The 20,450-nt window shown below is 70.9% G+C and carries 24 protein-coding genes and 1 tRNA gene; 15 read left to right on the top strand and 10 right to left on the bottom strand.

Going from position 1 to position 20,450, the window contains the following annotated elements; genetic code table 11:
* The coding region (locus EF918_RS18260; protein ID WP_148141242.1) for an RDD family protein at positions 1–578 on the top strand (578 nt) is incomplete at its 5' end.
* Between the two features lie 69 nt (positions 579–647).
* Here EF918_RS18260 and EF918_RS18255 read toward each other — a convergent pair.
* A complete protein-coding gene (locus EF918_RS18255) occupies positions 648–956 on the bottom strand; it encodes a hypothetical protein (protein WP_125647198.1) in 309 nt (102 codons plus the stop codon).
* A gap of 450 nt (positions 957–1,406) precedes the next feature.
* Between EF918_RS18255 and EF918_RS18250 the strand changes: the two genes are divergently transcribed.
* The gene (locus EF918_RS18250; RefSeq protein ID WP_260610332.1) at positions 1,407–3,821 is read left to right on the top strand and encodes an immune inhibitor A; all 2,415 of its coding nucleotides are present in this window, start codon (positions 1,407–1,409) and stop codon (positions 3,819–3,821) included.
* Positions 3,822–3,967: 146 nt separating this feature from the next.
* Positions 3,968–4,291: a hypothetical protein gene (locus EF918_RS18245; RefSeq protein ID WP_125647195.1), complete on the top strand. Its 324-nt coding sequence runs from the start codon at positions 3,968–3,970 to the stop codon at positions 4,289–4,291.
* On the opposite strand, the gene EF918_RS18240 is transcribed toward EF918_RS18245, so the two are convergent.
* Positions 4,288–4,890: an isochorismatase family protein gene (locus EF918_RS18240; protein WP_125647190.1), complete on the bottom strand. Its 603-nt coding sequence runs from the start codon at positions 4,888–4,890 to the stop codon at positions 4,288–4,290. The genes EF918_RS18245 and EF918_RS18240 overlap by 4 nt on opposite strands.
* Before the next feature lie 127 nt (positions 4,891–5,017).
* Entirely contained in the window at positions 5,018–6,346 is a 1,329-nt protein-coding gene (locus EF918_RS18235; RefSeq protein WP_125647187.1) for a nicotinate phosphoribosyltransferase, read from the bottom strand.
* Positions 6,347–6,426: 80 nt separating this feature from the next.
* Between EF918_RS18235 and clpS the strand changes: the two genes are divergently transcribed.
* From clpS to EF918_RS18205, 7 genes are all read left to right on the top strand, one after another.
* Positions 6,427–6,741, top strand: a complete 315-nt coding sequence (clpS, locus tag EF918_RS18230) for an ATP-dependent Clp protease adapter ClpS (RefSeq protein WP_125647184.1) — start codon at positions 6,427–6,429, stop codon at positions 6,739–6,741.
* On the top strand, positions 6,741–7,349 hold the full coding sequence (locus EF918_RS18225) for a DUF2017 domain-containing protein (protein ID WP_125647182.1): 609 nt from the start codon (positions 6,741–6,743) through the stop codon (positions 7,347–7,349). The genes clpS and EF918_RS18225 overlap by 1 nt, the downstream gene beginning before the upstream one ends.
* Before the next feature lie 323 nt (positions 7,350–7,672).
* The gene (locus EF918_RS18220) at positions 7,673–9,118 is read left to right on the top strand and encodes an amino acid permease (RefSeq protein WP_125647179.1); all 1,446 of its coding nucleotides are present in this window, start codon (positions 7,673–7,675) and stop codon (positions 9,116–9,118) included.
* Positions 9,119–9,210: 92 nt separating this feature from the next.
* Positions 9,211–9,633: a Mov34/MPN/PAD-1 family protein gene (locus EF918_RS18215; RefSeq protein WP_125647177.1), complete on the top strand. Its 423-nt coding sequence runs from the start codon at positions 9,211–9,213 to the stop codon at positions 9,631–9,633.
* Between the two features lie 77 nt (positions 9,634–9,710).
* Entirely contained in the window at positions 9,711–9,818 is a 108-nt protein-coding gene (locus EF918_RS39080) for a putative leader peptide (RefSeq protein WP_312847838.1), read from the top strand.
* A gap of 83 nt (positions 9,819–9,901) precedes the next feature.
* On the top strand, positions 9,902–10,180 hold the full coding sequence (locus tag EF918_RS18210) for a MoaD/ThiS family protein (RefSeq protein ID WP_125647174.1): 279 nt from the start codon (positions 9,902–9,904) through the stop codon (positions 10,178–10,180).
* Entirely contained in the window at positions 10,180–11,130 is a 951-nt protein-coding gene (locus tag EF918_RS18205) for a PLP-dependent cysteine synthase family protein (protein WP_125647171.1), read from the top strand. Before EF918_RS18210 ends, EF918_RS18205 begins: the two co-directional genes overlap by 1 nt.
* 766 nt (positions 11,131–11,896) lie before the next feature.
* Here the strand turns inward: EF918_RS18205 and EF918_RS18200 are convergent.
* A complete protein-coding gene (locus EF918_RS18200) occupies positions 11,897–12,250 on the bottom strand; it encodes a DUF488 domain-containing protein (protein WP_125647168.1) in 354 nt (117 codons plus the stop codon).
* Positions 12,247–12,681 carry a hypothetical protein gene (locus tag EF918_RS18195; RefSeq protein ID WP_125647165.1) on the bottom strand — a complete coding sequence of 145 codons (435 nt, stop codon included), beginning with the start codon at positions 12,679–12,681 and terminating at the stop codon, positions 12,247–12,249. Before EF918_RS18195 ends, EF918_RS18200 begins: the two co-directional genes overlap by 4 nt.
* Positions 12,682–12,906: 225 nt before the next feature.
* Between EF918_RS18195 and EF918_RS18190 the strand changes: the two genes are divergently transcribed.
* Positions 12,907–13,659, top strand: coding sequence for an MBL fold metallo-hydrolase (locus EF918_RS18190; RefSeq protein ID WP_125647162.1), 753 nt, complete (start codon positions 12,907–12,909; stop codon positions 13,657–13,659).
* 86 nt (positions 13,660–13,745) lie between these two features.
* On the opposite strand, the gene EF918_RS18185 is transcribed toward EF918_RS18190, so the two are convergent.
* Positions 13,746–14,969: a PTS transporter subunit EIIC gene (locus tag EF918_RS18185; RefSeq protein ID WP_125647201.1), complete on the bottom strand. Its 1,224-nt coding sequence runs from the start codon at positions 14,967–14,969 to the stop codon at positions 13,746–13,748.
* Between the two features lie 377 nt (positions 14,970–15,346).
* Positions 15,347–16,660, bottom strand: a complete 1,314-nt coding sequence (locus EF918_RS18180) for a PTS transporter subunit EIIC (protein WP_125647158.1) — start codon at positions 16,658–16,660, stop codon at positions 15,347–15,349.
* A 149-nt stretch (positions 16,661–16,809) separates the two neighbouring features.
* On the opposite strand from EF918_RS18180, the gene EF918_RS18175 reads away from it, so the two are divergent.
* The 4 genes from EF918_RS18175 to rdgB all read left to right on the top strand — a co-directional run bounded on the left by EF918_RS18175 (position 16,810) and on the right by rdgB (position 19,112).
* Positions 16,810–17,118, top strand: coding sequence for a PTS glucose/sucrose transporter subunit IIB (locus tag EF918_RS18175; RefSeq protein WP_260610331.1), 309 nt, complete (start codon positions 16,810–16,812; stop codon positions 17,116–17,118).
* A gap of 128 nt (positions 17,119–17,246) precedes the next feature.
* Positions 17,247–17,972, top strand: coding sequence for a ribonuclease PH (gene rph, locus EF918_RS18170; protein WP_125647152.1), 726 nt, complete (start codon positions 17,247–17,249; stop codon positions 17,970–17,972).
* 106 nt (positions 17,973–18,078) lie between these two features.
* On the top strand, positions 18,079–18,465 hold the full coding sequence (locus EF918_RS18165; RefSeq protein WP_125647149.1) for a hypothetical protein: 387 nt from the start codon (positions 18,079–18,081) through the stop codon (positions 18,463–18,465).
* 44 nt (positions 18,466–18,509) lie between these two features.
* On the top strand, positions 18,510–19,112 hold the full coding sequence (gene rdgB, locus EF918_RS18160; RefSeq protein ID WP_125647146.1) for an RdgB/HAM1 family non-canonical purine NTP pyrophosphatase: 603 nt from the start codon (positions 18,510–18,512) through the stop codon (positions 19,110–19,112).
* A gap of 56 nt (positions 19,113–19,168) precedes the next feature.
* Here the strand turns inward: rdgB and EF918_RS18155 are convergent.
* From EF918_RS18155 to EF918_RS18145, 3 genes are all read right to left on the bottom strand, one after another.
* Positions 19,169–19,252, bottom strand: a tRNA-Leu gene (locus tag EF918_RS18155).
* Between the two features lie 51 nt (positions 19,253–19,303).
* On the bottom strand, positions 19,304–19,798 hold the full coding sequence (locus EF918_RS18150; protein WP_125647143.1) for an HNH endonuclease: 495 nt from the start codon (positions 19,796–19,798) through the stop codon (positions 19,304–19,306).
* The gene (locus tag EF918_RS18145) at positions 19,795–20,433 is read right to left on the bottom strand and encodes an HNH endonuclease signature motif containing protein (protein WP_125647140.1); all 639 of its coding nucleotides are present in this window, start codon (positions 20,431–20,433) and stop codon (positions 19,795–19,797) included. The genes EF918_RS18150 and EF918_RS18145 overlap by 4 nt, the downstream gene beginning before the upstream one ends.
* Between the last annotated feature and the right edge of the window lie 17 nt (positions 20,434–20,450).

The raw sequence follows: 20,450 nt of genomic DNA, 5'->3' as shown, positions 1-20,450 counted from the left end.
GGCATGCCGTAGCCCCCGGTGGCCCCGGCGCTCCCGGTGGCCCCGGCGGCTTCGGCACGCCCGGCACCCCCGGGGGCTACGGCATGCCCGACCCCCTGGCGGGGATGCCGCCCCTCGGTGACCTCGGCCGACGGCTGGCCGCGCGCATCATCGACTACCTGATCGTCTTCATCCCGCTCTTCCTGGTCCAGCTCGCCTTCGGCGCCGTCTGGAACGACGCGCGCGTCGACTCCGACGACATGGTGGCCCGCGTCTACACCGGCTCGTACCTCGTCTGGGCCCTGGTCCAGCTCGCCGCGTTCGTCCTCTACGACTGGCTGATGATGCGCCGGGACGGCCAGACCCTCGGCAAGAAGCTGCTGGGGCTGCGCGTGGCGATGCTCAACGACGGCAGCGTGCCCACCTCCAACGCCGCCCTCGCCCGCGCCGCGACCATGTGGGTACCGGTCATCCTCTGCTGCTTCTGCCCGGCCCTGTGGTGGATCGCCCTGACCGTCTCGATCTTCGTGGACAAGCCGTACCAGCAGGGCCTGCACGACAAGGTGGGCCGGACCGTGGTGGTCAGCACCCGCGTCTAGCACCGCGCCGGCGCCCACCGGCGCCCGCGGCGACCGCCCGCGCCCGTCACCCACCGGCGGGCGCGGCCGTCAGCGGCGTACGGAATGTTCGGCTGCGGCCGCCCGGGGCTCCGGCACCCGGGCGGCCGCAGGCATGGGGGCCGCGGGGGCGGCGGCCTGCGGGGCCTCCGCCCGCGCCGCGGCGGACCGGGCTGCGGCGGCCCGGCGCTTCGGCATCGGCACGGTGAGGGCGACGAGCAGCCCCAGGGCGAGGGCCGCCGCGGCGATGACGGCGATGCCGAGCCCCGTGCTCGTCTGCGAGAGCAGCAGCATGGCGATCGTCGAGACCACGACGGTGGCGGTGCCGTAGGTGAGCTGTGCGGCAGTCGGACGCGGCATGGCGATTTCCGTCCATCGGAGGCGGGCGGGGAGTCAGCTCAACTCGTCGTCCCCCAGCTGCCGCTGGGAGGTTCCCCCGTCAAGAGACTCTACGCCGGGGAGATTCCCGGACGGAACCTCCGGTAAGCGTGACCTCACCCACGGTGCCGAGGCACAGGGGGCGCACGCTTCCGCTCCGCGCGCCCCGGCCGTCGCGGCCCGGCCCCCGTGGCCCCACGACCCGCCAGGACGTTCCCTTCGTCCCGTCTGTCTCCGCTCTGTCCCCACAACGTCCGATAAGCGGAACTGAGCGACCGCATAGTGCAGTTGAGCTGCTCAAGTCAAGGTCTGTCTTTTCTTGTTCGGGTCCGGTCAAATGTCGTCACTTGAGACGCGCGCCGCGCGGAACCCCCCAACTCCTATGGAGATGTTCCGAACCATCCTTGCGGCCGCGGGAGGGGACAACATCAAGTGACCAGCAACACCTCCGCTCGGAGACGAGCGCTGCGTGCCGCCGCGATCGGCGTCACCATCGCCGCGTGCGCCGCGAGCGGCACCCTGTACACCGTCGCCCAGGCCGATGAGGGGTGGAGCTTCGCTCCGCCGGCCGTCGACAAGCAGGACCCCACCGCCCCCGCGAAGACCAAGGTCGACCACGACCTCAAGGGCCCCTTCAGCGACCAGCAGGCCAAGCAGCGCGAGGCCGCCCTGGACCAGGTGCTCTCGGGCAAGAAGAACGTCGAGCAGCGCGACGGCTCCAAGGTCGTCAAGCTCGACGACAAGAAGTACGTCGAGCTCGGCCGCGAGAAGACCGACAAGATCTTCACGATCCTGGTCGAGTTCGGTGACCAGGTGGACAACACCACCATGTTCGACCCGGACGGCCCCGGCCCCAAGCCCCCGGTCGTCAAGTACGGCGGCGAGCCCGGCCCGGCCCGCAACACCATCCCGAAGCCGGACCGCACCAAGGACAACAGCACCGCCTGGCGCGCGGACTTCAGCCGTGACTACTTCCAGGACCTGTACTTCGGTACCGGTGAGGGCAAGAACTCGCTGAAGACCTACTACGAGAAGACCTCCTCGGGCCGTTACTCGGTCGAGGGCGAGGTCGCCGACTGGGTCAAGATCCCGTACAACGAGGCCCGGTACGGCTCGAACTACTGCGGTCAGACCAACTGCTCCAACGTGTGGGACACCGTCCGCGACGGCGTCACCGCCTGGGTCGAGGGCCAGAAGAAGGCCGGCAAGACCGACGAGCAGATCAAGGCGCAGCTGGCCCAGTACGACCAGTGGGACCGCTACGACTTCGACGGCGACGGCAACTTCAACGAGCCCGACGGCTACATCGACCACTTCCAGATCGTCCACGCGGGCGAGGACGAGTCGGCCGGTGGCGGCAAGGAGGGCACCAACGCCCTGTGGGCCCACCGCTGGTACGCCTACGGCACCAACGCGGGCAAGACCGGCCCGGAGAACAACAAGGCCGGCGGCACCCAGATCGGCAACACCGGCATCTGGGTCGGTGACTACACCATGCAGCCCGAGAACGGCGGCCTCGGTGTCTTCGCCCACGAGTACGGTCACGACCTCGGTCTGCCGGACCTCTACGACACCACCGGTGGCGGCGAGAACTCGGTCGGCTTCTGGTCCCTGATGTCGGCCGGCTCCTGGCTCGGCACCGGCGAGGAGTCCATAGGCGACCTCCCCGGCGACATGACCGCCTGGGACAAGCTCCAGCTCGGCTGGCTGAACTACGACAAGGCCCAGGCCGCGACGAAGTCCACCCACAAGCTGGGCGTGGCCGAGTACAACACCAAGGACAAGCAGGCGCTCGTCGTCGACCTGCCGAAGAAGCAGGTCCGCACCGACGTCGTGGCCCCCGCCGAGGGCGGCAGCCAGTGGTGGTCGGGCATGGGTGACGACCTCAAGAACACCCTGACCCGCTCCGTGGACCTGACGGGCAAGTCCTCCGCGGCCCTCTCGCTCAAGGGCTGGTGGGACATCGAGAAGGACTACGACTACCTCTACACCGAGGTGTCCACCGACGGCGGCGCCACCTGGACCGCCCTCGCGGGTACCGCCAACGGCCAGGCCATCCCGGCCGACGCCGCGGGCTCCCCGGCCCTGACCGACGTCTCCGGCGGCTGGCAGGACCTGAAGTTCCCGCTGGACGCCTACGCCGGCAAGAAGGTCGACCTCCGCTTCCGCTACCAGACGGACGGCGGCGCGGGCGGCAAGGGCTTCACCGCCGACGCGATCTCCGTGACGGCGGACGGCTCCGCGCTGTTCTCCGACGGTGCCGAGAACGGCGACAACGGCTGGACCCTGAAGGGCTTCTCCCGGATCGGCGCGGGCTTCACCAAGGAGTACGCGCAGTACTACATCGCGGAGAACCGCCGCTACGTCTCGTACGACCAGACCCTCAAGGTCGGCCCGTACAACTTCGGCTGGGCCAACACCCGTCCCGACTGGGTCGAGCACTACCCGTACCAGGACGGTCTGCTGATCTGGCTCTGGGACACCTCCCAGAAGGACAACAACACCAGCGTCCACCCCGGCCAGGGCCTGATCCTGCCGATCGACGCCAATGCCAAGCCCATGAAGTGGGCGGACGGCACCCTGCTCCGGAACAAGATCCAGCCGTACGACGCCACCTTCAGCGCGTACTCCACGGACGCCTTCACCCTGCACAAGAACGGTGAGTCGCTGTTCCTGAAGCCGAAGCCCACCAACCTGGTCTTCGACGACCACAAGGGCAAGTACTACTACGACGAGAACCCGACCGGTTCCGTCAAGGTCGCTGACACCAACACCAAGATCAAGATCGCGAAGGAGACCTACGACGGCCTCCAGATGACGATCGAGGTCGGTCCCTCGACCAAGTAGTCGGTAAAACCGCAGGTCACAGCATGATCGGCCGTCGCCCTCTAGCGGGCGGCGGCCGATCGCGTTTAGATGCGGATGCGAGTGTCTTATTGACGGACCGCGGCGCGGCCGCGGCCGGACTCCATCTCACGGGGGAGATGCACACCATGCCAGGCGGAGGTTTCGTCAAGCTCCCGAACGGGAGCGTCGTCGTCGCCCTGACCCTTCCCAGACCCGCCGACGACCCGTACGCGGACGTGGGCGGCGGCCACGTCCGCGTGCTGGTCCACGCCGCGAACCGGGCGCGCGCCCTGACCAGGCTGCGCAACCTGGGCCTGCGGGCCGTCTACCTGCGGGGGAACAGCCAGCCGCCGACCCCGGACGAGGTCACGGCGGTGCTCCACCACCCGGACGGCCTGCTGTGGCGGACCGTCCACGGCGACGTGGAGGAGCTCTGGCACCCGATACGCGCCCTCCTGAGGGGCGCCTAGTCCCCGGCGACCACCGGGGTGCCCGACAGCTCCACCCCGGCCTCCCGGAGCTCCTCCAGGGCCCGCCGGGTGGTGTGCGGCGCCACCCCGGCGGTCAGGTCCAGCAGCACGTGCGTGACGAAGCCCTCCCGGACGGCGTCCAGCGCGGTCGCCTTCACACAGTGGTCGGTGGCGATGCCCACCACGTCGACCTCGGTCACGTGCCGGGCGCGCAGCCACTCGGCCAGCGAGGTGCCGTTCTCGTCGGTGCCCTCGAAACCGCTGTACGCCGCCGCGTACGCACCCTTGTCGAACACCGCCGCGATACCGCCGGAAGCGACGGCCGGGGCGAAGTTCGGGTGGAAGCCGACGCCCTCGGTCCCGGCCACGCAGTGCACCGGCCAGGAGGTCTCGTAGTCCGGCGCGGCCGGCGGGTGCGCGAAGTGCGACCCGGGGTCGATGTGGTGGTCGCGGGTGGCCACCACGTGCCGGTAGCCGGGCGTGGCCTGTCCGATCAGCTCGGTGACGGCGGCGGCGACGTCGGCGCCCCCGGCGACCGCGAGGCTGCCGCCCTCGCAGAAGTCGTTCTGTACGTCGACGACGATCAGTGCGCGGTGCATGACGCGGTCCTTCACTCGTGGTGGGCGGGGCCGGGCCCGGCGCGGTGCCGGCGCCCCTGGTGCTGCTGCTGGTCCTTCCCGGTCCGCCGGGCCGTACTCCGCCCGCGGGCCGTACGCGGCGGCGGGTTCAGACGTACTCGGTGGGGATGACGGCCTCGCCGCGCGAGAGCTGGGTGGCCGACAGCGGCAGACCGGCCCGCGCCGCACGGTGGCGCTGCCGGGCGGCCTCCAGCGGCTCGCGGGCGACCACCTCGCCGCCCTTGACCAGCGGGGCGAGCAGCTGCTTGCCGGCCAGCGCCTGGGGCACCGGCCCGGTGCCCACCACCTCGGCCTCGGCCACCCCGTCCGCGTCGGTCCGCCGGGCGGCCCACTTGCGGCCGCCGACGGAGGTCTTGCCGCCGGTGGACTTCTTCGCGACCGGCACCAGCGGCGCCTTCGGGTCGTCCGAGGCGGCCCGGGCGACCAGCTTGTAGACCATCGAGCAGGTCGGGTGCCCGCTGCCGGTGACCAGCTGGGTGCCCACGCCGTACGCGTCCACGGGCGCCGCCGCCAGCGAGGCGATGGCGTACTCGTCCAGGTCGGAGGTGACCACGATCTTCGTCCCCTTCGCGCCCAGCTCGTCGAGCTGCTGGCGGACCCGGTGGGCCACCAGCAGCAGGTCGCCCGAGTCGATGCGGACCGCGCCCAGCGAGGTCCCGGCGATCTCCACCGCCGTCCGGACCGCCTCGGCCACGTCGTAGGTGTCCACCAGCAGGGTGGTCCCCTTGCCGAGGGAGGCGACCTGCGCCTGGAAGGCGTCGCGCTCGGTGTCGTGCAGCAGGGTGAAGGCGTGGGCGGAGGTGCCGAGCGTGGGGATCCCGTAGCGGAAGCCGGCGGCGAGGTCGGAGGTCGACGTGAAGCCGCCGACGTAGGCGGCCCGCGCGGCGGCCACGGCCGCCAGCTCGTGGGTGCGCCGGGCGCCCATCTCGATCAGCGGCCGGTCCCCGGCGGCCGAGGCCATCCGGGAGGCCGCGGCCGCGATCGCCGAGTCGTGGTTGAGGATCGACAGGATCACGGTCTCCAGCAGCACGCACTCGGCGAAGCTGCCCTCGACCCGCAGCACCGGGGAGCCGGGGAAGTACACCTCGCCCTCCGGATAGCCCCAGATGTCCCCCGAAAAGCGGTACGAGGACAGCCAGTCCAGGGTGCGCATGTCGACCACGGCCCGCTCGCGCAGGAACTCCAGCACGGCGCCGTCGAAGCGGAAGTTCTCCACCGCGTCCAGCACCCGGCCGGTGCCGGCCACGACGCCGTAGCGCCGGCCCTCGGGCAGCCGCCGGGTGAAGACCTCGAAGACCGAACGGCGGTGGGCGGTGCCGTCCGCCAGGGCGGCCTGCAGCATCGTGAGCTCGTAATGGTCCGTGAAGAGCGCTGTCGAGGGGACGTCCACCGGCAGGCCCAGGTCCGCAGGGTTCATGCCAGGGATGCTAGCGCACATTTCGTCAAAGTGACGAGATGTGGGGCCCGTTTGTGCGACGGACCCGTCACAGTGGCAGCATGGGACAGGTGAGTGTTGCTCCCATCGAGATCGAACGCACCGAATCGGCCGAGGAGACCTTCGCGGTCCCCGAACCCGACGTCCCCTGGGTCACCCTGGTGCACAACGACCCGGTCAACCTCATGAGCTACGTGACGTACGTGTTCCAGGCGTACTTCGGCTACCCCAAGGACAAGGCGCGCAAGCTGATGCTCGACGTGCACCACAAGGGCCGCGCGGTCGTCTCCAGCGGCACCCGCGAGGAGATGGAGCGCGACGTGCAGGCCATGCACGGCTACGGGCTGTGGGCGACGCTGTCGCAGGACCGCGGCTGATGGGCGGACACCCGGGCATGTTCGAACCGCTCAAGGGCGGCGGCGCCGCCGTGGCCCTCGACGACATCGAGATCTCCATCCTGCGCTCGCTCGCCGTACAGCTCCTGGAGCTGATCGGCCCCGGCGCACCGGAGCCCGCCGAGGACGCCGACCCGCTGGCCGCGCTCTTCGCCGAGGGCCCCAGCGAGCCGCCGTCCGACCCGGCACTGGCCCGGCTCTTCCCCGACGCCTACGGCGGCCCCTCCGCCGAGGACGAGGGGGCGGACCCGGCCGAGCTCAAGGAGTGGTCGGCGGAGTTCCGCCGGTTCACCGAGAACGACCTGCGCACCCGCAAGCGGGAGGACGCCCTCGCGGTCGTCCGCAGCCTGGACGCGCTGACCCCGGCCGGCGACGGGGCCGCGGTGCTGGAGCTCACCGGCGAGCTGCCGCTGCGCTGGCTCGGCGCCCTCAACGACCTGCGCCTGACCATCGGCGCCCGGCTCGACATCGCCGAGGACGAGGAGAGCGCCCAGCTCTACCGGCTGCCCGACGACGACCCGCGCAAGCCGATGGTGATGGCGTACCTGTGGCTGGGCGGGCTCCAGGAGACGCTCATCGAGACCCTCTGAGGGGGCCCGCCCGGCATCCGTTCGCTCAGCGGACGCTCAAATCCGGATAACGATCAGATCACCGCCATGCGGTGATCTGATCGTTTTTGCTCGCCCTTATCCGGACATTCATGCTCACCGCGTCACATGGGCGCCCCCCGGTCACCCTTCGATGCGTGATACATCTTCACGACCGCCGACGGGACGCCACCCCTGTCCCTCCGGCGCTGCTTTGACCGGCTGACCGCCGGGTGCAACTCCATCCGTGTCCGGGGGGATCGAGGAACCCGACCCGGCGCCACCGCAACGGCGCGGGTCGGCGTGGAGAAAGGCGCACCAGAACCATGACCTCAGTGCAGGTCGAGCAGCACGACCAGGGGCCCGGTCAGGGCACCCAGGGCACCCAGGGCGACGGCGGCGAGGGATACCACCGCGCGCTCGGCGCCCGCCAGATCCAGATGATCGCCATCGGCGGCGCGATCGGCACCGGCCTCTTCCTGGGCGCGGGCAAGGCCATCTCCAAGGCCGGCCCCAGCCTGATCCTGGCCTACGCCATCGCCGGCCTGGTCATCTTCTTCATCATGCGGGCCCTGGGCGAGCTGCTCATGTACCGCCCGGTCTCGGGCTCCTTCTCGGACTACGCCCGCGAGTTCCTGGGCCCGTTCTGGGGGTACGCCACGGGCTGGACCTACTGGCTCTTCTGGGTGGTCACCGGCATCACCGAGGTCACCGCGGCCGCCAAGTACATGACGTACTGGACCCACGACTCCTTCCCGCAGTGGGCCTACGCGCTGATCTTCACCGTGATCCTCTACGGCGCGAACCTGATCTCCGTGAAGCTCTTCGGCGAGCTGGAGTTCTGGTTCTCCATGGTCAAGGTCACCGCCATCGTCGGCATGATCCTGATCTGCGCCGGCATCCTGACCGTCGGCTTCTCCGACGCCGCCGACACCGCGTCCTTCGCCAACCTGTGGAACGACCGCGGCTTCTTCCCCCACGGCATCGGCGAGACGCTGATGACCCTGCAGATCGTCATGTTCGCCTTCCTCGCCGTCGAGCTGGTCGGCGTCACCGCCGGCGAGTCCAAGGACCCCGAGAAGACCCTGCCCAAGGCCATCAACACCGTGCCGTGGCGGATCGCCGTCTTCTACGTCGGCGCCCTCATCATGATCATGTCGGTCATCCCGTGGTCCCAGTTCAAGGCCGGCGAGAGCCCCTTCGTGCTGGCCTTCGAGAAGATGGGCCTCGGCATCGGCGCGGCCGTCGTCAACTTCGTCGTCCTCACCGCCGCCCTGTCCTCCTGCAACTCCGGCATGTACTCCACCGGCCGCATGCTGCGCGACCTCGCGCTCAACGGCCAGGGACCGAAGTTCTTCACCAAGCTCACCAAGAACGGCACCCCGCTGGTGGGCACCACCTTCTCCGCCGCGCTGATGCTGGTCGGCGTCTGGATCAACTACGTCGCCCCCGGCAAGGCCTTCGACTACGTCGTCTCCTTCGCCACCATCTCCGGCATGTGGGCCTGGATCATGATCCTGGTCTGCCAGATCCGCTACCGCGCCCGCGCCGACCGCGGCGAGCTGCCGCAGTCGCCGTTCCGCGCCCCCGGCGCCCCGTACAGCAGCTGGTTCGCGCTGCTCTTCATCGGCATGGTCATCGTGATGATGGGCATGGACCAGGACGCCCGGGTCTCGCTGTACTGCGCCCCGCTGTGGGGCCTGATCCTCGGCGTCTCCTACCTCGTCCTCAAGCGCCGCAACCCCGACGGCGCGGCCTTCGCCAAGCGCTGAGGGACGCCCGCCCGGGCGGCTGCTGTCCGGCATACGGGCCCTTCCGTACCACTCCTCGGTACGGAAGGGCCCGTCTGCTTATCCTGTCGCTCATGCTGACCCTCACCCAGGAGCTCTACGACCGGATCGTCGAGCACGCGCGCAAGGACCACCCGGACGAGGCGTGCGGTGTCGTGGCCGGCCCGGCGGGCACCGGCCGGCCCGAGCGGTTCGTCCCGATGCTGAACGCCGCCCGGTCGCCCACGTTCTACGAGTTCGACTCCAAGGACCTGCTGGCGCTCTACCGCGCGATGGACGACCGGGACGAGGAGCCCGTGATCGTCTACCACTCGCACACCGCCACCGAGGCCTACCCCTCGCGCACCGACGTGACCTACGCGAACGAGCCGAACGCCCACTACGTCCTGGTCTCCACCGCCGACACCGACGGCCTGGGCGAGTTCCAGTTCCGCTCGTACCGGATCGTCGACGGTGTGATCACCGAGGAGGAAGTGCAGGTCGTAGCCGCCTACTGACCAGTATGTGAGCGGCAGGGGTCCACCATGCGGGATCACACTCCAAACCCCGGACCGGGAATCGTTAACATGACCGCATGGTTTCCCACGACGTGAGCATCGAGACGCCCAGCAGGACCCTGCTCGTGGCGCGGCTGCACGTCGACCTGTGCCGCCTCGCCAGCGCCATCTGTCCCGCTGTCTGAGCAGCGCCGCAGCCCTCTCGCGCGGGGGCAGAGAACCGCGCGCCCTCACGTTCTTTCGCCCCTTTCACGACACTGGAGCCGTCATGGCCATCGAGGTCCGCATCCCGACCATCCTCCGCACCTACACCGCCGGCGAGAAGGCCGTCACCGGTGAAGGCGCCACCCTCGCCGAGCTGTTCGCCGACCTCGAGACCCGCCACGCGGGCATCCAGGAGCGCATCGTCGAGGGCGACAAGCTGCGCCGCTTCGTGAACGTCTACCTCAACGACGAGGACGTCCGCTTCCTCGACGGCATCTCCACCAAGCTGACGGACGGCGACAACGTCACCATCCTCCCGGCCGTGGCCGGCGGCTCGAAGTAATGCGCTACGACTCCCCGCTCGCGGCGGTCGGCAACACGCCGCTGGTCCGCCTGCCCCGGCTCTCGCCCTCGGACCAGGTCCGGATCTGGGCGAAGCTGGAGGACCGCAACCCGACCGGCTCGGTCAAGGACCGGCCCGCCCTGCACATGATCGAGCAGGCGGAGAAGGACGGGCGCCTGACGCCCGGCTGCACCATCCTGGAGCCCACCTCCGGCAACACCGGGATCTCGCTGGCCATGGCCGCGAAGCTCAAGGGCTACCGGATCGTGTGCGTCATGCCGGAGAACACCAGCCAGGAGCGGCGCGACCTGCTGGCCATGTGGGGAGCCGAGATCATTTCGTCGCCGGCCGCCGGCGGCTCCAACACGGCCGTCCGGGTCGCCAAGGAACTGGCCGAGCAGAACCCGTCCTGGGTGATGCTCTACCAGTACGGCAACCCGGACAACGCCGGCGCGCACTACGCCACGACCGGCCCGGAGATCCTCGCCGACCTCCCGTCCGTCACCCACTTCGTGGCGGGCCTGGGCACCACCGGCACCCTGATGGGCGTCGGCCGCTACCTGCGCGAGCACAAGCCCGACATCAAGATCGTCGCCGCGGAGCCGCGCTACGACGACCTCGTCTACGGCCTGCGCAACCTCGACGAGGGCTTCGTCCCGGAGCTCTACGACGCCTCGGTCCTGACCACCCGCTTCTCGGTCGGCTCCGCCGACGCGGTGACCCGGACCCGGGAACTCCTCCAGCAGGAGGGCATCTTCGCGGGCGTCTCCACCGGCGCGGCGCTGCACGCGGCCATCGGCGTCGGCCGCAAGGCCGTGGCGGCGGGCGAGTCCGCGGACATCGTCTTCGTCGTGGCCGACGGCGGCTGGAAGTACCTCTCGACGGGCGTCTACACGGCCGCCACCACGGAGGAGGCCATCGAGGTCCTCCAGGGCCAACTCTGGGCGTAGCCCCTACCGGGGCAAAACCCCGGCCTCCCCGCGCGAGCCCGTCCCTCGCCTCCCGGGGCTCCGCCCCGGGGGCCCGGCCTTTGCCTTCCGGGGTTCCGCCTCCGGGGCCCGGGCTCGGCATTCCGGGGCGCTGCCCCCGGGCCCGGGCTCCAGTTCCGGGGCTGGCCCCTGGGCCCGGGCTCGGGTTCCCGGGGCGCTGCCCCCGGGCCCGGGCTTCCGGGGTTCTGCCTCCGGGGCCCGGGCTCCAGTTCCGGGGCTGGCCCCTGGGCCCGGGCCGGGGGCTTCGCTCGCTGGGCCCTGGCTCCGGTTTCGGGGGCTCTGCCCCCGGACCCCCGCGCCTCAAACGCCGGCGGGGCTGGAAGGGTGCCGGCGGCGCCGCATCCGTCCAGCCCGCGGGACATGTCCAGCCCGCGCGGCGTTTGAGCGCACCGGGCGCGCAGCGCACGGGAGGGGTCCGGGGCGGAGCCCCGACCCCCTACAGCCCGTCCGGCGCTCGAGGACCTGGGGGTCCGGGGGGCGGAGCCCCCGAAGTCTTCAGGCGCGCCGGCGTTCGAGGACCGGGGGACCCGGGGGGCGGAGCCCCCGAAGTCTTCAGCCGCGCCGGCGATCGAGCGCGGGGGACCCGGGGGGCGGAGCCCCCGACGTCTTCAGCCGCGCCGGCGTTCGAGGACCGGGGGTCCGGGGGGGCGGAGCCCCCGAAGTCTTCAGGTGCGCCGGCGTTTGAGGCGCGGCGGAGCGGGGGCGGGGCCCCGGAGATGCCAGGGGCCTAGGTCGGGGCCGTCAGGAGTTCGGCCAGGAGTGAGGCATGGCTGGACTCCGGCGTCCGCACGGCGGTCACCAACGTGACCGTCCCCTCGGCCGCCAACGCCCGCAGGTGCGCCAGCACCACCCCCGCCTCCGGCCCCGCCAACTCCGCCTCGTACCGCACCCGGAACTCCTCCCACGAGCCCCCGGCGTGGAACCACTTCCGCAGCTCCGCCGACGGAGTCACCGCCCGGGGCCACTCGTCCACCTGCGCCTCGGCCTTCGCCAGGCCCCGCGGCCACAGCCGGTCCACCAGGACCCGTACCCCGTCCGCCGCCGGGTCCGGCGGATCGTAGACCCGTCGCAGTCGAATCATCGCCCGCCGCCACCTCCCGGCCCGCTTCCCGGTCCGTTGATCTCGTCCCACAGGGCAGGGTCCAGCACCCCCGCCCTGCGCCGGAAGTCCCACACCGACAGGTCCACCGGCCGGTCCGCCTCCACGTACCCCGGCCGCCCGTGCACCTCGCCGAGCAGCCCCGGCGGCAGCGGGATCACTCCGGCCCGGTCGTCGTGGAACTTCCCCGTGATCGGCGCGATCCGCGCCGTCCGGCCGCGGACGGCCAGGACCACGCAGCAGCGCCCGCCCGCCGTCCACCAGATCTCGCCCGCGCGCGGCCGTGGCGGCGGGCCGGGGCCGTGGCCCGCGCCGCGGCCGGACCGGGGGGCCCGCACCCCGCCCCCGGCGACCAGCACGACCAGTGCCACCGCGACCACCGCGGCGACGGCCGGCCACCACGACGTGTCCATGGATCGACCGTAACCGGGCCCCGCCCGCCCGGCACGGCAACCCGTGCGCGCGCCGTCGCTCTGCCGGGTGACACCACAGGTGAGTTCCCCCACAACAGCACGCCGTGGAGGAGCGACCGGACCTTTCGCGCCTTACGCTCGACGCACCGCACGGCCCCGCACGATCATCCCGACGCCCTCCCCGTCTCCGCCCGCCACGGACCGTCCACGGAGGTTCCCGCTCCCATGAAGCTCACCGTCGTCGGCTGTTCGGGTTCGTTCCCGTCCGCGGAATCGGCCTGCTCCAGCTACCTGGTCGAGGCCGACGGCTTCCGGCTGCTCCTCGACATGGGCAACGGCGCCCTGGGCGAGCTGCAGCGCCACATCGGCCTCTACGACCTCGACGCGATCTTCCTCAGCCATCTGCACGCCGACCACTGCATCGACATGTGCGCCTACTTCGTGGCCCGCTTCTACCGGCACGAGGGCGGCCGCTGCGGCACCATCCCCGTCTACGGCCCCGACGGCACCGAGCAGCGCCTGACCACGGCCTACGACGACGTGCCCGACGAGCGGTCGATGAGCGAGGTCTTCGAGTTCCGGACCCTGAAGTCCGGCACCTTCGAGATCGGCCCGTTCCGGGTCCGCACCGAGCGGCTCGCCCATCCCGTCGAGGCGTACGGCATCCGGGTGGAGCACGGCGGCCGCTCCCTGACGTACTCCGGGGACACCGGGGTCTGCCCCGAGCTGGGGAAGCTCGCCGAGGGCAGCGACCTGTTCCTGTGCGAGGCCTCCTTCACGCACGGCAAGGAGGACATCCCCGACCTGCACCTCAACGGCCGCGAGGCCGGCGAGTACGCGCAGCGGGGCAACGTCGGCCGGCTGGTGCTCACCCACATCCCGCCGTGGACCTCGGCCGAGCAGAACCTCGCCGACGCCCACGAGGTCTACGCCGGCCCGATCGACCTCGCCGTCCCCGGCGCCGTCTACGAGGTCTGACGTCCCGGCCCCGAGCACGACGGAGCCCCCGCCCTCCCCTGTCACGGAGAGCGGGGGCTCCGTCGTACGGGCCGCCGGGCCGGTGCTTACTTGGCCTCGGCCTTCTGCAGCTCGGCCAGTTCCTCGTCGGACTCGCGGCCCGGCGTCGGAAGGTTGAACTTGACGATCGCGAAGCGGAAGACCGCGTAGTAGACCGCCGCGAAGCACAGGCCGACCAGCGCCAGGCCCAGCGGGTTGGACGCGATGCCCAGGTTCAGCAGGTAGTCGACCGCGCCGGCGGAGAAGCCGAAGCCGTCCTTCATGCCGAGCGCCCAGGTCAGCGCCATGGAGACACCGGTCAGCACCGCGTGGACCGCGTACAGCACCGGGGCGATGAACATGAAGGTGAACTCGATCGGCTCGGTGATGCCGGTGACGAAGGCGGTGAGCGCGAGGGAGAACATCATGCCGCCGACGACCTTGCGGCGCTCGGGGCGGGCGCAGTGGACGATCGCGAGACAGGCCGCCGGGAGGGCGAACATCATGATCGGGAAGAAGCCGGTCATGAACTGTCCGGCGGTCGGGTCGCCGGCGAGGAAGCGCGCGATGTCACCGTGCACGGTGCCGTTGGGGCCGTCGTAGGAACCGGCCTGGAGCCACGGGAAGGAGTTCAGCAGGTGGTGCATGCCGACCGGGATCAGCGCACGGTTGGCGACACCGAAGATGCCCGCGCCGACGGCGCCGGAGCCGACCAGCCACTCACCGAAGCCGTGGATGCCCTTGCCCAGGACCGGCCAGATCAGACCGAAGACGACACCGATGACCAGGCCGGCGAAGGCGGAGAGGATCGGCACCAGGCGGCGGCCGCCGAAGAAGCCCGCCCAGTCCGGCAGCTTGGTGCGGTAGAACCGCTGGTACAGCAGGGCGGTCACGATGCCCATGACCACGCCGCCCAGCACGCCGGCGTTGACCGCGGGCTCGACCAGGACGACCTTGTGGTCGACGATCGCCTCGACCTTGGGCAGGCTGCCGTCGGTGAACTTGCCGAGCACCGCCTTGAAGACCAGGTAGCCGGTGACCGCGGCGAGGCCGGTGGAACCGTCGGCCTTCTTCGCGTAGCCGACCGCGATGCCCACGGCGAACAGCAGGGCCAGGTTGTCGAAGATGGCGCCGCCGCCGGCGGCCATGTACTTGGCGACGGTGTTGACGAACTCCGGCAGCGACTTGCTGCCCAGCATGTCGTCGTTGCCGAACCGGACCAGCAGGGCGGCGGCCGGCAGGACCGCGATCGGCAGCATGAGGCTGCGGCCGATGCGCTGGGCCACGGCCATGGCGCCGGAGCCCTTCTTCTTCTCGGCCGCGGGGGCGGCAGCCGTGGTCACAAGTTCCTCCAGTGGGCAAGGCGCCGCCCGGGAACGGACGTACGGGGGACCGGCGGCGTCTTCAGAAACAGGGGACTCACGGGCCCCGGTGCGGGGCGCGTGGTCTACACCATTGGGTGGTGTAGACCAGTTGTAGCACGGTCGGGGTTAGATAAGGAACCTTCGATTTTCTGTGGCCCGGATCACAGGACACAGGGCCCCTGGACCGGGAGATCCGAGGGCCCTGCAACGGCGGGCCGCAAGGCCCTGGGCGACGGGCCCTGGGCCATAGGCCGCGGCAGCTCCGGGCGGTGCGGCCGCGGCGGCCCCGGGCGGTGCGGCCGCGGCTACGCCTTGACGTTGTCCTTCTGCATCTCCTCGATCTCCTCGTCCGACTCCCGCCCCGGCGTCGGGATGTCGAACCGCGTGATCGCGAAACGGAAGACCACGTAGTAGACGACGGCGAAGGCCAGCCCGATCGGGATGATCAGCCACGGCTTGGTGGCCAGCCCCCAGTTGATCACGTAGTCGATCAGGCCCGCCGAGAAGCTGAAGCCGTCGTGCACGCCCAACGCCCAGGTCACCGCCATCGACACACCCGTCAGCACCGCGTGGACCGCGTACAGCGCCGGCGCCACGAACAGGAACGAGTACTCCAGCGGCTCGGTGATGCCCGTGACGAACGAGGTCAGCGCCACCGACAGCATCAGCCCGCCCACCTCCTTGCGGCGCAGCGGCTTCGCACAGTGCGTGATCGCCAGCGCCGCCGCCGGCAGGGCGAACATCATGATCGGGAAGAAACCCGAGGTGAACTGCCCGGCGCCCGGGTCCCCCGCCAGGAACATGTTGATGTCACCGTGCACCACCGTGCCGTCCGGCGTGGTGTACGAACCGAACTGGAACCACATCGGCACGTTCAGGAACTGGTGCAGGCCGATCACCAGCAACGCCCGGTTCGCCACCCCGAAGATCCCGGAGCCCCAGTAGCCGATGTCCCGCAACCAGTCCGAGAAGCTCTCCAGCGCGTCCCCGACCGGCGGCCACACCAGCAGGCACAGCAGCGCGAACCCGATCGCGACGAACGACATGATGATCGGCACCAGCCGCCGGCCGTTGAAGAAGCCCAGCCAGTCCACCAGCTTCACCCGGTGGTAGCGCTGCCAGAACCAGGCCGCCAGCAGACCCATCACGATGCCGCCGAACACCCCCGGGTTCTGGTACGTGAACGCGGTGAAGGTGTCGTCCGCGGCCAGACAGCCGCCCGCCGCCCCACTGCCCACCGGCTTCGAACCCGCCGGACACGGCTTGGCGAAGGCGTGCAGCACCCCCCGGTAGACCAGGAACCCCGCCACCGCCGCCAGCGCCGTCGACCCGTCCGCCTTCTTCGCCATCCCGATGGCCACACCCACGCAGAACAGCAGCGGCAGGCCGAGGTCCCCGTCGAGCAGGGCGCCGCCCGCCCCCGCCATCACCTTCGCGACGTTCGTCCAGTCCAGCCCCTGCGCGCCGAACACGTCCGGCTGCCCCAGCCGGTTGAGGATGCCCGCCGCCGGCAGCACCGCGATGGGGAGCTGAAGGCTGCGCCCCATCTTCTGCAGACCCTGGAACAGGCCGCTCCAGCGGTTGCGCTGCGGTGCGGCGGCGGCGCTGCTCGCGCTCATCGGCATCCTCCCTGACGGCGTTTGGGCAGGGGCGACAGTTGCGGCACACTGGTGTAGACCAGTTGTGACGGCGTCGCACGCACCCGCCCGGAGGGCAGGTTGCTGCTGATCGTCATCATTCGGCAGACGCCGGACCCGCGCTCGCGAAGATGGGCCAACCGTGGGTTAACGTGGCAAAGCGGACCCGCGTGCGCACCCCGCACTCAGGCACTCAGGGAGAACACATGGCCACCAAGGCTGAGAAGATCGTCGCCGCGCTCGGCGGCCTCGACAACATCGAGGAGATCGAGGGCTGCATCACCCGCCTCCGCACCGAGGTGAACGACCCCGAACTCGTCGACGAGGCCGCCCTGAAGGCCGCCGGCGCCCACGGCGTCGTCAAGATGGGCACCGCCGTCCAGGTCGTCATCGGCACCGACGCCGACCCGATCGCCGCCGAGATCGAGGACATGATGTGACCTGAGCCCCTCCGGCTCACCGCGCACCACGCGCCCCCAGCACACCACGAGACCCCGCCCCGGACCACCGGGACGGGGTCTTCGTCTCCCCGCACGCCCACTCCCGCACACCGACTAGGCTCGGTGCCATGTCTCGCATCGACGGCCGCACGCCCGAACAGCTCCGCCCGGTCACCATCGAACGCGGATGGAGCAAGCACGCAGAGGGCTCCGTCCTCATCTCCTTCGGCGACACCAAGGTCTTCTGCACCGCCTCCTTCACCGAAGGCGTCCCGCGCTGGCGCAAGGGCAGCGGCGAAGGCTGGGTCACCTCCGAGTACTCGATGCTGCCCCGCTCCACCAACACCCGCGGCGACCGCGAATCCGTCCGCGGCAAGATCGGCGGCCGCACCCACGAGATCTCCCGCCTGATCGGCCGCTCGCTGCGCGCCGTCATCGACTACAAGGCCCTCGGCGAGAACACCATCGTCCTGGACTGCGACGTCCTCCAGGCCGACGGCGGCACCCGCACCGCCGCCATCACCGGCGCCTACGTCGCCCTCGCCGACGCCGTCGCCTGGGGCCAGCAGAAGAAGCTCATCAAGGCCGGCCGCAAGCCGCTCACCGGCACCGTCGCCGCCGTCAGCGTCGGCATCGTCGACGGCGTCCCCCTCCTCGACCTCTGCTACGAGGAGGACGTGCGCGCCGAGACCGACATGAACGTCGTCTGCACCGGCGACGGCCGCTTCGTCGAGGTCCAGGGCACCGCCGAGGGCGAACCCTTCGACCGCAAGGAACTCAACGCCCTCCTCGACCTCGCCGCCGGCGGCTGCGCCGACCTGGAGGCCATCCAGCGCCGGGCCCTCGGCCTGTAGCACGCAACCGTCAGGGCGTACGACGGCGTCATGAAGGGTACGGGCGCGAGGACCGCAAGGCCACGCGCCCGTCCACGCAACGCCGTATCAGGGGGGATCCGTTCCGATGTCCAAGCACCACCGCCGAGTCGCCGCCGTCGCCCTCGTCGCCGCCCTGGCCCTGCCCGGCCTGACCGCCTGCGGCGCGATCAACACCGCCCTGGACTGCGCCAACACGGCCGTGACCATCACCAACGGCGTCTCGGACCTCCAGCAGGCCGTCTCCAACGCGGGCAACAGCCCCCAGGACGCGCAGAACGCGCTGAACCAGATCGACCAGAACCTCAAGAAGATCGGCGACCAGACCGACAACGCCGACCTGAAGAAGGCGCTGAACTCGATGAACCAGGCCGTCAAGAACGTCCGCACCGCCATCGAGCAGGGCAACCCCACCCCCGACGTCAAGCCCGTCGCCGACGCCGCCGCCGAGCTCTCCAAGGTCTGCACCCCCTGAGCCCGCCCGGGCCGGCCGGACACGTGCGGGGATAATCGGTGACCATGACCCGCCTGATCCTGGCGACCCGCAACGCGGGCAAAGTCGCCGAACTCCGCGCCATCCTGTCCGACGCCGGCCTGCCCCACGAGCTGGTCGGCGCGGACGCGTACCCCGAGATCCCGGACGTCAAGGAGACGGGCGTCACCTTCGCCGAGAACGCCCTGCTCAAGGCGCACGCCCTGGCCCGGGCCACCGGCCTGCCGGCCGTCGCCGACGACTCGGGCCTGTGCGTCGACGTCCTCAACGGCGCCCCCGGCATCTTCTCCGCCCGCTGGGCCGGCACCCACGGCGACGACAAGGCCAACCTGGACCTGCTGCTCGCCCAGCTCTCCGACATCGCCCCCGAGCACCGCGGCGCCCACTTCTTCTGCGCCGCCGCCCTGGCCCTGCCGGACGGCACCGAGCGCGTGGTGGAGGGCCGCCTCCTGGGGCACCTGCGCACGACCCCGTCCGGCACGAACGGCTTCGGCTACGACCCGATCCTCCAGCCGGAGGGCGAATCCCGCACCTGCGCCGAACTGACCCCGGCCGAGAAGAACGCCATCTCCCACCGCGGCAAGGCCTTCCGCGCCCTGGTCCCGGTGGTGCGGGAACTGCTGGGCTGAGGCCGTGGCACGCCGAAGGCCCGGCTCTGGTGAGCCGGGCCTTCGGATGGAAGCGGTGCGGCCGGAGGGACTCGAACCCTCAAGGGATTTCTCCCACAACTACCTAAAAGTTGCGTGTAGGCCAATTCCACCACGGCCGCCAGCCGCAGCCATGCTACCCGGCACGCCGCATCTTGGGGTACCCGACAGGGTCACCCCCCTCGCGAGCCCCCTCGGCACCATGTGGTGGTCACGGCGTGGCAGTTGGGGCACAGCAGGCGGAGGTTCTCGCGGCGGTCGTCGCTCCAGTCCCCGTTGATGTGGTCGACCTCCAGCGTCATGGGGAGCCCGAGCCATTCGGGTGGTGTGCCGCAGGTGTCACAGCGCTCCGGTACGCCGACCTCGCGCAGGGCGCGGCGCAGGTGCCCGGTCTTGGTGCGCCGCTTGCCGTGGTGCTTCACGAGGATCTCCTCGGCGGGCCTCGGCGCGGCGAAGCCGGGCTTTCCGCGCAGGTGGGCCTGCCCCAGGAAGTGGTCGGTCGAGATCCCGTCCTGCTGGAGCCACTGTTTGAGCTTCCCGCTGAGGCCCCCGCTCACGGGAAGGCCCAGGTGGCGCAGGGTCTGCGCGAGGGAGTCGGAGGCGGCAACCGCTGCGCGGAGCACGTCCGTCGGCGGCTTCACGCGCCGCGTGTACGTCCGTCTGGTCATCGGCGCCCCTTTCCCCGCCCTCGGTACGTGTCCGTCGTGGAGTGGCAGTTCGGGCAGAGGAGGCGGAGGTTCTCGCGGCGGTTGTCGCGCCAGTCGCCGTCGATGTGGTCCACCTCCAGCGGGAGCGGCCGCCCGAGCCACATCGCCTCGATCCCGCACCGCTCGCAGCGCTCCGGTACCCCGAGCGCGGTGAGCGCCTGCCTGAGCCGGTCGCTGCGGATGCGTCGCGCGGTCTCGTCGTCCTGCCGTACGAGGACCGACTCCGGAGTGCGCCGCTGCTTGGGACGCCCGGCCGGGGACGGCAGCGTGAAGTGGGAGGTGTCTATCCCCAAGGCCTTGACCTTGCGGCTGATGTGGGTGTGATGGCCTCCGACCACGTCGAGCCCCAGTCGCCGCAGCACCTCGCACATGTTCGTCGAGGCCGCCACGGCCTCGGACAGGACCTCCCGGGTCCACTTCACGCCCTCTTTCTCGAAGTGGGAGGTGTCCACACCGAGCTTGCGCATCCGGTCGTGCAGATAGCGCCGCGACCCGCTCCTCGGGTCCAGCCCGAGCCTCGTCACGGCCTCGCTCAGCGTCCGTGACGCCCCCGCCGCCTCCGCCAGGCGTTCCTTCGTGTACGCACTCACCGGCATCCCGGCCCCCCTCCCCG

The sequence above is a fragment of the Streptomyces sp. WAC06614 genome, from assembly GCF_003949795.1.
Taxonomy (GTDB): Bacteria; Actinomycetota; Actinomycetes; order Streptomycetales; family Streptomycetaceae; genus Streptomyces.
The sequence above is the reverse complement of the archived record's forward strand: the minus strand, read 5'-3'. Positions and strand labels throughout refer to the sequence as shown.